At 57.1% G+C, this 11,219-nt stretch carries 12 protein-coding genes; 3 read left to right on the top strand and 9 right to left on the bottom strand.

The genetic code is table 11. From position 1 onward, the window contains the following. Positions 1–147: 147 nt before the first annotated feature. The 6 genes from M0974_RS23040 to dadA form a co-directional block, all read right to left on the bottom strand. A complete protein-coding gene (locus M0974_RS23040) occupies positions 148–2,091 on the bottom strand; it encodes an acetyl-CoA hydrolase/transferase C-terminal domain-containing protein (RefSeq protein ID WP_297842312.1) in 1,944 nt (647 codons plus the stop codon). Between the two features lie 130 nt (positions 2,092–2,221). After that, positions 2,222–2,650: a cytochrome c5 family protein gene (locus tag M0974_RS23035; RefSeq protein WP_367279043.1), complete on the bottom strand. Its 429-nt coding sequence runs from the start codon at positions 2,648–2,650 to the stop codon at positions 2,222–2,224. Positions 2,651–2,839: 189 nt separating this feature from the next. Continuing rightward, entirely contained in the window at positions 2,840–3,388 is a 549-nt protein-coding gene (locus M0974_RS23030) for a cupin domain-containing protein (protein WP_297842309.1), read from the bottom strand. A gap of 161 nt (positions 3,389–3,549) precedes the next feature. Further along, positions 3,550–4,623: an alanine racemase gene (gene alr / locus M0974_RS23025; RefSeq protein WP_297842306.1), complete on the bottom strand. Its 1,074-nt coding sequence runs from the start codon at positions 4,621–4,623 to the stop codon at positions 3,550–3,552. 102 nt (positions 4,624–4,725) lie between these two features. Beyond that, a complete protein-coding gene (locus tag M0974_RS23020) occupies positions 4,726–5,079 on the bottom strand; it encodes a RidA family protein (RefSeq protein ID WP_297842303.1) in 354 nt (117 codons plus the stop codon). Beyond that, positions 5,051–6,352, bottom strand: a complete 1,302-nt coding sequence (gene dadA, locus M0974_RS23015) for a D-amino acid dehydrogenase (protein ID WP_297842293.1) — start codon at positions 6,350–6,352, stop codon at positions 5,051–5,053. The genes M0974_RS23020 and dadA overlap by 29 nt, the downstream gene beginning before the upstream one ends. Positions 6,353–6,509: 157 nt before the next feature. Between dadA and dadR the strand changes: the two genes are divergently transcribed. Beyond that, the gene (gene dadR, locus M0974_RS23010; RefSeq protein WP_219063040.1) at positions 6,510–6,998 is read left to right on the top strand and encodes a transcriptional regulator DadR; all 489 of its coding nucleotides are present in this window, start codon (positions 6,510–6,512) and stop codon (positions 6,996–6,998) included. A 27-nt stretch (positions 6,999–7,025) separates the two neighbouring features. Here the strand turns inward: dadR and M0974_RS23005 are convergent, their stop codons facing one another. After that, the gene (locus M0974_RS23005; protein ID WP_297842287.1) at positions 7,026–7,379 is read right to left on the bottom strand and encodes a YkgJ family cysteine cluster protein; all 354 of its coding nucleotides are present in this window, start codon (positions 7,377–7,379) and stop codon (positions 7,026–7,028) included. 148 nt (positions 7,380–7,527) lie between these two features. Between M0974_RS23005 and M0974_RS23000 the strand changes: the two genes are divergently transcribed. Further along, positions 7,528–8,841: an FAD-binding oxidoreductase gene (locus tag M0974_RS23000; RefSeq protein ID WP_297842280.1), complete on the top strand. Its 1,314-nt coding sequence runs from the start codon at positions 7,528–7,530 to the stop codon at positions 8,839–8,841. A gap of 2 nt (positions 8,842–8,843) precedes the next feature. On the opposite strand, the gene M0974_RS22995 is transcribed toward M0974_RS23000, so the two are convergent. Beyond that, positions 8,844–9,074, bottom strand: coding sequence for a DUF1127 domain-containing protein (locus M0974_RS22995; RefSeq protein ID WP_297842277.1), 231 nt, complete (start codon positions 9,072–9,074; stop codon positions 8,844–8,846). A 178-nt stretch (positions 9,075–9,252) separates the two neighbouring features. Between M0974_RS22995 and M0974_RS22990 the strand changes: the two genes are divergently transcribed. Continuing rightward, positions 9,253–10,674, top strand: coding sequence for a PLP-dependent aminotransferase family protein (locus M0974_RS22990; RefSeq protein ID WP_297842271.1), 1,422 nt, complete (start codon positions 9,253–9,255; stop codon positions 10,672–10,674). Positions 10,675–10,687: 13 nt separating this feature from the next. Here the strand turns inward: M0974_RS22990 and M0974_RS22985 are convergent. Continuing rightward, positions 10,688–11,219: MFS transporter (locus M0974_RS22985; RefSeq protein ID WP_297842267.1), on the bottom strand; the 532-nt coding region annotated here is incomplete at its 5' end.

Genomic DNA, 11,219 nt, shown 5'->3' with positions numbered 1-11,219 from the left:
GTAGCTGGCTGGAGGGGTGGTTACGTTCGTGGAGTGACCACGCACACTGTGGGACCGAATTCATTAGGGCATGTTGCACCACCGTGCATCAGGAATTATCGACGACCGCTTCCCGAATGAATTCGGTCCTGCAGGCGAGACGGTCAATCAAGCGCCAGGATCTGTAGCCTGTAACCCAGCCAGCAACAGCCGCTGAAACAGCTCTTCCTTCAAACCCTGAGGCTCTGCCAGTTGCATCCGCGCAAGGTGCGCCGGATAGGCACTGGGGTCGGGCGCATCCAGCGTCGCCTTACCCAACTGCAGAATCTCAGTCAGTTTGAATTTGCTTTTTAGCCAGTTCAAGGCGCGCAACAAATCCTTTTCTTCAGGGCTGAAATCACACCCCAGCGGGTACTCCGCAAAGAGTTGCCCGTAGCGTGCCTGCAAGGCCTTGAGTCGATCGGGGGTATTGTCGGTAAAGCGCGGGTCCAGTCGAAAGTCACCGGGCAGCTTGCCAACTTTCTGCGCTTGCTCGATCAAGCGTGCCTGAAAGCGTGAATCACTGATGTTCAACAGCGCTTCGATCACGTGAGCGTCTGTCTTGCCGCGCAAATCCGCGATGCCGTACTCGGTGACCACAATATCCCGCAGATGCCGTGGAATGGTGGTGTGGCCGTATGTCCAAACAATGTTCGAGCTGACATCACCACCGGACTCGCGCCAACTGCGCAACATCAACACCGAGCGCGCGCCCTCCAGCGCATGGGCCTGAGCGACGAAATTGTATTGGCCGCCGACGCCGCTGACCACGCGCCCGTCTTCCAACTGATCGGCTACCGCCGCTCCCATCAAGGTCATTTTGAACGCGCTGTTAATAAACCGCGCATCGCGCCGCTGGAGGCGCTTGAGTTCTTCGTTGCCGTACAGCTCGTTGATGTAACTGATAGCGGTCATGTTGAAACGGCTCAACTGCTCCATCGAGAACTCATTCAAGCGCTGATAAAAACTACGCGGGCCGAGGAAAAATCCTCCGTGAACCATGACGCCCTCGGGGTGCAGCAACTCGTCCTGTGTCCCTGCGTTGGCTTGACGTTGGACGTCCGCATCGGCATAGACCTTACGCCGCACGATACCGGCGTCGACCAACACCAACAGGCCGTTGACGAACATTTCACTGCATCCGTACAAGCCGTCAACAAACGGCTGAACGCCACCTTCACGCTCGATTAGCCCCTGCCAAGAGGTGGTCGCGTCCAACTCGTCGAGCAAGCCACGGTAAGTGCCGTTATCAGCCTGTCGGGCCAGCAGTGCTGCCGTCAACGCATCGCCCATGGCGCCAATACCAATCTGCAACGTACCGCCGTCGCGCACCAAGGTGCTGGTGTGCAAACCGATGAAGTGATCCTGAAACCCCACCGGCATGTTCGGCGTGGAAAACAACGTGCTGCGATCTTCATCCTCAAGCAACAGGTCGAAATCACTTACATCAAGTTCTGCATCGCCGAGCATGTACGGCAAACCGGCATGAAGTTGGCCGAGCAACAAGATGGTTTCACCCGCCGCCCTGCGCTTGGCGATCATCGGTAACAGGTCCAGGGTTACGTCGGGGTTGCAGCTCAAACTCAAACGCCCTGGGCGTTGCGGATCACTGGCAACCAGTTGCGCCACCAGGTTCAAACCGTTGGCATTGATGTCGCGGGCGGCATGGCTGTAATTGCTGCTGACGTAATCCTGTTGTGCGGCGTGGCTATTGAGCAGGCTGCCCGGCAACATGAAGAACTGCTCGACACGAATGTTCGACGGCAGACTGTCACGGTGCAAATCAGCCAGAAAGTCCAACTCGGGGTAATCGCCAAATACCCGGTCTATGAAAGGTTCAAGAAAGCGCTCTTGCAGGCCTTCGCCCATTTCCGGACGCCCAAGGCACAGCGCGGTATAGATCGTCAGTTGCCGTTCGGGCAGTTGCCTGATTCGCGCATACAAGGCGTTGACGAAAAAGTTGGGTTTGCCCAATCCCAACGGCAGGCCCATGTGAATATGCGCGGGCAGTTGCGCCAGCACGTGGTCGACGGCGTTTTCGATAGCGTGTACAGCAGAGTGTGACTGCGGCATTGAACCCTCCCGGCACATCCTTGGTTTCAGGTTGGACCGAGCTTGCCGGGTGTTTACTGCAAAGGACAGGTCCGTGATTCATTCGCCCACAAAAAAGCCGACATACCGTCGGCTCTTTTTGCGGGTTGAATTACTTCAAACCAGACATTTTCGAGATGGTGGCTTTCAGCTCTGCATCAGAGCAATCGGAGCAGGTGCCTTTAGGCGGCATCGCGTTGATCCCGGTAATGGCTTTTGCCAGCAGGCCATCAAGACCACCCTGCTCTTTACCGCGCTTGCCCCAGTCGGCTGCGTCACCGATTTTCGGCGAACCCAACAAGCCGGTGCCGTGGCATGCGTTGCAATGGCCGGCAATGATGTCGTCTGGGCTTTTCGCCCCGCCGCCACCGGCGGCCGATGCGGCAACCTCCATACCAGCGCATTCCTTGCCTTGTATGCAGACTTGACCTACTGGTTCCAGACGCTTGGCGATATCGTCAGTGGTCGTAGCTTGAGCGGCAACTGCCCAAAGGGCCAATACGACGGCGGGTACTGCCAGTATCTTATTAATTAGATTCACTCTTACACCCTCATGGTGACTAGTCACGCCCGAGTCCACAGCTTCGGGGCGGACGCAAGTATAACGGTTAGCCCGCCACTCGGAAACAACCCTATAGTCGCAGGGGATATTGCCGAAAGTCAGGCCTTGCAGTGGACGCTCTATGCTTCTTCCAAAAAGCGCGCCTCTGGTTCAAGGGTGTAATTTAATTCAAAAATTCGCTGGCGTCGCTGCGCTGATTAGTCGCGCCGGTTCGTCGAACGGGTTACGGAAGCGATGAGGCTTGGTGCTTTCGAAATAATAGCTGTCGCCCGCTTCGAGGATGAACGTCTCAACCCCCACAACCAGTTCCAAGCGCCCTTCAATCATGATTCCGGTTTCTTCGCCCTCATGAACGAGCATTTCATCCCCGGTGTCCGCACCTGGAGGATAGATCTCGCTGAGAAAAGCGATAGCCCGACTTGGGTGCGCTTTGCCAACCAGTTTCATGGTGACAGCACCGTCCGAAATGTCGATCAGCTCGCTGGCCTTGTAAACCACTTGGGTCGGGTTCTCCTGCTCCAGCTCCTCTGAAAAGAACTCGACCATGGACATCGGTATGCCACCCAGCACCTTTCTCAGAGAACTGATCGAGGGGCTGACGCTGTTCTTCTCGATCATGGAGATAGTGCTGTTGGTCACGCCCGCTCGCTTGGCGAGTTCACGCTGGGACAGACCTTTGAGCTTGCGAATGGATTGCAGTCGTTCACCGACGTCCAATGCTGGAGTCCCCCTATTGGTCAGGTGCGGTCAAATTGAACGTTATGATGGCGATAGCGTTCAGTATTTACAACACTTCGACCCCTAACCCAGTCGCGAAAGTCTTATTTGCTTATCGGGGGGAAAACAATATGGCATCCGCAACAGTAAACGGCTGCCGGTCAGGCGCCGCAATAGAGCCTTGGAACCCGGCGTAGATTACAAAATATCTGATAGGGAATAGTACCGGCGTGAGCCGCGACGTCGCTGGCCAAGACGTTTTTACCCCACAGTTCGACTGTGCTGCCCAGACCGGTGTGCGGCACATCAGTCAAGTCAACACACAGCATGTCCATGGACACTCGACCGAGCAAACGGCTCGGCTGCCCGTCGATGAAAACCGGAGTGCCGGTCGGTGCCTGACGCGGGTAACCGTCGGCATAACCCATGGCCACCACGCCGATACGCATCGCTCGGTCCGTAACGAAACCGCCGCCGTAACCAATGGGTTCGCCAGCAGGCAGCTCACGCACGCAAATGACTTTCGATTCCAGGGTCATGACCGGCTGCAGACGTGCGGCCACGCTTTGCGGATGATCGAATGGCGTCGCGCCATACAGTAAAATCCCTGGGCGTACCCAGTCGCTTGGGATCTTTGGCCAACCCATTACCGCAGGCGAATTGCGCAAACTGATGGGCGCATTTATCCCTCGGGTAGCCGTTGTGAATATCGCGACTTGTTCGTCGCTGCGCGAGCAGTCCAGCTCGTCAGCACGGGCAAAGTGACTCATCAGGACCACGTGCGCGACCTTGCCGCTGTTTAACAGGCGCTGGTAACCGGCGTTGTAGTCCGCTGGGTGCAGGCCTACACGGTGCATGCCCGAGTCCAGTTTCAGCCAGACAGTCAGCGGTTTGGCGATGCTTGCCTGCTCAATGGCGTCGAGTTGCCATAACGAATGCACCACGCACCAAAAGTCGTGTTTGACGATCAGTGGCAGCTCGCTCGCTTCGAAAAACCCTTCCAACAGTAAAATCGGTGCACGAATCCCCGCTTCGCGCAGTTCCAGCGCCTCTTCGATGCAGGCAACAGCAAACCCGTCAGCGTCGGCTTCCAGTGCTTGGGCACAACGCACCGCACCATGACCGTATGCATCGGCCTTGATCACGGCGAGCGCCTTGGCACCTGTGGTTTCACGGGCTAACTGATAGTTATGACGCAAGGCTTGTAGATCAATCAAAGCGCGGGCTGGACGCATGGCGGCGGGATTCTGAGATGAAGGGAGATATGAACTGTGGGGGTGAATTCATTCGCGAATGAATTCGCTCCCACATTTGGATTGCGTTGTGGCTGGGAAAATTTACGGCAGCGCAGCGACTACGGACAATTCAACCAATATTTCTGGCTCGCACAGCTTCGACTCAACGGTGGCGCGGGTCGGTGCGGTGCCTTTGGGCAGCCACTTGTCCCATACGCTGTTCATCCCCGCGAAATCCGCGTCGATGTCTTTCAAGTAAATCGTCACCGACAGTATCCGAGAAGTGTCGGTACCAGCCAAATCAAGCAAGCGCTCGATATTAGCCAACGTCTCGCGGGTTTGCTGCTCGATCCCGCCGGCCAGGTCATCTGCCACTTGTCCGGCTAAATAAACAGTGCCGTTATGGACGACGATCTGACTCATGCGGTCATTGGTGAGCTGGCGCAGGATTGCCATGTTTTACGATCTCCTGGGTTTTACCGTAGCGAGAAATATCGAGGCCTTCAGCACTGATCTGGGGTGTTTTGACGGCCATCAAATCGGCCAACAAGCGACCAGAACCGCACGCCATGGTCCAGCCGAGTGTACCGTGGCCGGTATTAAGAAACAGATTTCGAAATGGCGTTGCGCCAACAATTGGCGTGCCATCCGGCGTGGTTGGGCGCAGGCCAGTCCAAAAACTGGCTTGAGCCACATCACCGCCCTGAGGATAGAGGTCGCCGACGATCATCTCCAGTGTTTCACGCCGACGCGGATTAAGCGTCAGATCGAAACCAGCGATTTCCGCCATGCCGCCAACGCGAATACGGTTGTCGAAACGGGTGATCGCGACCTTGTAGGTCTCGTCGAGAATAGTGGATGTCGGGGCCATGGCTGGATTGGTGATCGGCACCGTCAGCGAGTAACCCTTGAGCGGATACACCGGGGCACGAATCCCCAACGGCTTGAGCAACTGCGGAGAATAGCTGCCCAGCGCCAATACATAGCGGTCTGCGGTTTCAAGCTTACCGTCGATCCATACGCCGTTGATCCGGTCACCCGCAAAGTCGAGCCGTTCGATGGACTGACCGAAACGAAACTCTACGCCCAACTTGACGGCCATCTCGGCCAAACGCGTGGTGAACAATTGGCAATCACCGGTCTGATCGTTCGGCAAGCGCAACGCACCAGCAAGGATATTGGTGACGCCGGCCAGTGCCGGCTCTACTCGAGCAATACCTGCACGGTCGAGCAACTCATAAGGCACGCCAGATTGCTGCAGGACAGCAATGTCCTTGGCGGCGTTGTCGAGCTGCTCTTGAGTGCGGAACAGTTGCGTCGTACCCAGGCTGCGGCCTTCGTAAGCGATACCGGTTTCGATACGCAGCTCATCGAGGCAATCGCGGCTGTACTCTGACAGACGCACCATGCGCTCTTTGTTCACGGCATAACGGCTGGCTGTGCAATTACGCAGCATCTGCGCCATCCACAGGTATTGATCAATATCGGCGGTGGGCTTGATCGCCAGCGGCGAGTGGCGCTGCAGCAACCATTTAATGGCCTTGAGCGGCACGCCTGGCGCTGCCCATGGGGAGGCGTAGCCAGGGGAAACCTGGCCAGCATTAGCGAAGCTGGTTTCCATGGCCGCCGCAGGTTGGCGGTCGACCACGGTCACCTGAAAGCCGGCGCGCGCCAGATAATAGGCTGTAGTCGTACCGATCACACCGCTGCCAAGGACCAGAACTCGCATAGTAAATCCCTCAATCGCGGATATCCGCTGATGTTTGTGCTTCAGAGCAAAGATATGCCCAGTATAAAAAGCTACGGGCAGTTCTTTTCACTATATAAACACGTATATTCGGCGGTAATTCTCGGCAATAACGGCTTTAGTAGAGGGGGTTTTTCCCATGCGGACCCAGCACCAATCCAAACGTGAGCTGGACAAGATCGATCGCAACATCCTGCGCATCCTTCAAGCGGACGGTCGAATTTCATTTACCGAGCTGGGGGAACGCGTGGGATTGTCGACCACGCCCTGTACCGAACGGGTGCGCAGGCTTGAGCGCGAGGGGATCATCATGGGCTACAACGCCCGGCTGAACCCGCAAAGCCTCAAGGCCAGCCTGTTGGTTTTCGTTGAAATCAGCCTGGACTATAAGTCTGGGGACACCTTCGAAGAATTCCGCCGCGCCGTGCTGAAACTGCCGCATGTACTGGAATGCCACTTGGTGTCTGGCGACTTCGACTACTTGGTCAAAGCGCGGATTTCAGAAATGGCGTCGTACCGGAAGTTGCTCGGCGACATCCTGCTCAAACTTCCCCACGTGCGCGAATCCAAGAGCTATATCGTCATGGAAGAAGTGAAAGAGAGTTTGAACCTGCCGATCCCGGAATAAAAAAATCGCGCCCCGTTCAGAAGCGGCCTAGACCAGTACCTGGCGTGTCGTCGCGATGTATTCGTGGACCTGCTTTTCCGCGCGCGGATGAATCATCTCCACCGGCCGCCGGCCATTGGGGCATGGCAGGCTCGGCGTGGTGCCAAACAGCCGGCAGATCAACGGACGCTCTTCATACACCGTGCAGCCGTTGGGGCCCAGGTGCACACAGTTCAGCTCGTCCATCGCCGCCTCTTGCTCGGCGGCGGTCTTGCGCGGCAGGCGGGACATTTCTTCGGACGACGTGGTCACCGGCCCACAGCAATCGTGGCAACCGGGCACGCACTCGAATGATGGAATCTGCTGCCGAAGAAAGCGGATTTTCTGGCTGTTGCAGCTCATCGAGGTATTTCCGAAAGAAAAAATCAGACGGGATTTTGCCTCACTTAAGCCCCATCGGACAGCGCCATCGGGCCGAACCTTGCTCCTCGTCAGCGCCGGCGTCTATGCTGCGTAAAATTTTCCAAACACCATAAGCAGGAAAAACAACATGAACGCCCGCGTTCAGCAGCCGATAAACAACGGTCAGCATATAGCTTCTTATTACGCCGCCAGCAGCCATGCGCAGCCGGATCATCCGACACTGACGCAAGCGCTAAAGGTTGATGTGTGCGTGGTTGGCGGTGGTTTTACCGGGCTGAACACGGCGATTGAACTGGCCGAACGCGGGTTGAGTGTCGTGCTGCTGGAAGCACGCAAAATCGGCTGGGGGGCCAGCGGTCGCAATGGCGGACAATTGATTCGCGGCGTTGGACATGGCGTGGAGCAATTCCGCCCAGTGATCGGCAACGACGGCGTGCGCCATCTGAAACTCATGGGATTAGAAGCGGTAGAGATCGTGCGCCAGCGCGTGCAGCACTACCAGATCGAATGCGACCTGACGTGGGGTTATTGCGATCTCGCCAACAAACCCCGTGACCTGGTGCATTTGGCCGCCGACGCCGAAGAATTGCTGAGCCTTGGCTACGGCCATGAGTTGCGCTTACTTCAGGCGGACGAAATGCACAGCGTGGTGGGATCAGATCGTTACGTTGGCGGGCTAATCGACATGGGCTCTGGTCACCTGCACCCGTTGAATCTGGCGCTCGGCGAGGCTCGGGTTGCGCGGGACTTGGGCGTACAGATCTATGAACACTCGGCGGTGACCGACATCGACTACGGCCCACAAATCCGCGTGCAAACTGCCCACGGCTCGGTACACGCCAATACATTGGTGCTGGGCTGCAACGCCTATCTAAATGACTTGAATCCGCTACTGGGCGGCAAGGTGTTGGCGGCAGGCAGCTACATCATTGCTACCGAGCCACTGAGCGCTGCGCAGGCCAACGAGCTGTTGCCGCAGAACATGGCGGTCTGCGACCAGCGGGTGACCGTTGACTATTACCGGCTCTCGGCTGATCGACGTTTGTTGTTCGGTGGCGCCTGTCATTACTCGGGGCGCGACCCAAAAGACATCGCGGCCTATATGCGACCGAAGATGCTGGAAGTTTTTCCGCAACTGGCCAATGTCCACATTGATTACCAATGGGGCGGCATGATCGGCATCGGCGCCAATCGCTTGCCGCAGATTGGCCGACTCAGCAGTCATCCCAATGTGTATTACGCACAGGCTTATTCCGGCCATGGACTGAACGCCACACACTTGGCCGGCCGACTGCTGGCCGAAGCCATCAGCGGACAGCACAGTGATGGCTTCGAGCTGTTCGCCCGAGTGCCACACATGACCTTTCCAGGCGGGAAAGCCCTGCGCTCGCCGCTATTGGCCCTGGGCATGCTGTGGCACCGGTTGAAAGAGCTGCGCTGATATCAGCGCCAGAATGGCTTTAGCCCTTCTGCGCGCGCCTGCTCTCCCGTGATGCCGATGTCGCGAAGCTGCTCTGCGTCCAGTTCAAGCAGCACTTTGCGGGTGACCCAGCGATGGCGGAAAACACCCCAGCGGTTGAAAGCTGGCGCGCATTTCAGCTTGATCGAAGGCCTCTGCGCTTCCAGCAGTTCCTGACCGTGCAGCATCAGCCGTACATCGCTCATCCCGTTCATCTTGCAACCCTCCGTCATCGTTTTGCGTCTGGCTAAATCATGACGTCGGAAGCAAATCCATTACAGATCCAAAAATTACAAATTTTTTCCATACAGAGGATGCATTCACGCCTCTGAATCCTGTATTTTGATGAAATCTGTACTGGTCAACGAAACGATAACCTGCCGAGATTACACCATGACCCTTTACGTCAACCTCGCGGACCTGCTCGGCGAGCGCATTGAAAACGGCTTCTATCGCCCCGGCGACCGCCTGCCTTCAGTTCGCGCATTGAGCGTGGAACATGGGGTGAGCTTGAGCACGGTGCAGCAGGCATATCGGTTGCTGGAAGACAACGGATTGGCCGCGCCGAAACCCAAGTCAGGGTATTTCGTTCCGGCTGGACGCAAGGCCCCTGCCTTGCCGGTAGTAGGAAGACCCACACTACGACCGGTGGAAATTTCCCAGTGGGACCAGGTGCTGGAACTGATCAGCGTCGTGCCCAACAAGGATGTGATCCAGTTGGGCCGTGGTATGCCGGACATCACCAGCCCGACGCTGAAACCCTTGCTGCGCTCGCTGGCGACCATCAGTCGCCGTCAAGACATGCCTGGCCTGTATTACGACAACATCTACGGCACCCAAGGACTGCGGGAACAGATAGCCCGATTGCTACTCGATTCCGGCTGCCAGCTCACCACCAACGATTTAGTGATTACCACGGGCTGCAGCGAGGCGCTGTCCACCAGCCTGCGCGCGATCTGCGGGCCGGGCGATATCGTTGCCGTGGACTCGCCGAGCTTCCACGGGGTCATGCAGATGCTGAAGGGCTTCGGCATGAAAGCGCTGGAAATTCCTACCGATCCCATTACCGGCATCAGCCTCGAAGCGCTGGAGTTGGCGCTGGAGCAATGGCCAATCAAAGCCATTCAACTGACCCCAAACTGCAACAATCCGCTGGGTTATGTCATGCCGGAGGCGCACAAAAAAGCCCTGCTGACCTTGGCCCAGCGCTTCGACGTAGCCATTATCGAAGACGATGTTTACGGTGATTTGGCCTACACCTACCCCCGCCCACGCACGATAAAGTCCTTCGATGAAGATGGTCGCGTCTTACTGTGCAGTTCGTTCTCGAAAACCCTCGCGCCTGGTTTGCGTATCGGCTGGGTCGCGCCCGGTCGTTATCTGGAACAAGTGCTGCACATGAAATACATCAGCACCGGTTGCACCGCTACCCAACCACAGCTGGCTATCACCGAATTTCTTAAGGAAGGTCACTACGAACCGCACTTGCGGCGCGTGCGTGGGCAATATCAGCGTGCTCGCGATCAAATGACTGACTGGGTCATGCGCTACTTCCCACAAGGCACTCGGGTCAGTCGGCCCCAAGGTGGTTTTATGCTGTGGATTGAGCTACCGGAAGATTTCGACACATTGCGCCTGAACCGCGCATTGCTTGGCCAGGGCGTTCAAGTGGCGGGCGGCAGTATTTTCTCGGCTGCAGGCAAGTATCGGAACTGTCTGAGGATGAATTACGCCTCCAAGCCGACGGCTGAGATTGAAGACGCGGTAAAAACGGTGGGATCAACCATCACTCGCCTGTTGAGCGAAGTTGCATGATGACAAATCACCCCTAAGCCATCACCGGCTGCACGCCGAACGCCCCGCGGCGCAAGGACAGAATTACCAGACCCAATGCGCCTACCGCCATCAGCAGCGGCAAAGAATGGCCACTGACCCATTGGCTGCCAGCACCCGCAGCCAAAGGTCCCAGCAGGCAACCAATGCCCCATAGCTGAGCGACGTGAGCGTTGGCACGCACCAGCGCGTCATCGCGATAACGCTCGCCAATTAGAATCAGCGACAGGGTAAACAGTCCGCCAGCGCTGGCCCCGAACAGCACCCATACCGGCCAGATCAATGGCGTATCGATGAGCAACGGAATGGCCAGGCTGGACACCATCAACATCAGCGCGCATCCCGAAAACAGGGTCCGCCGGGACACCCGATCAGCCAAAGCGCCAATCGGCAGCTGCAACAATGCATCGCCCACCACCACGGTGCTGACCATGAATAACGAGATTTCAGGCGTAAAGCCCTGTTGCACACAGTAGATTGGCAGCAGTGTCAGGATCATGGCTTCGAACGCGGCGAACAGCGCAATC

The organism is Pseudomonas sp., assembly GCF_026224925.1.
In the GTDB taxonomy this organism is placed as follows: Bacteria; Pseudomonadota; Gammaproteobacteria; order Pseudomonadales; family Pseudomonadaceae; genus Aquipseudomonas.
Note: the sequence above shows the minus strand (reverse complement) of the source record. Positions and strands in the feature narration are given on the sequence as shown.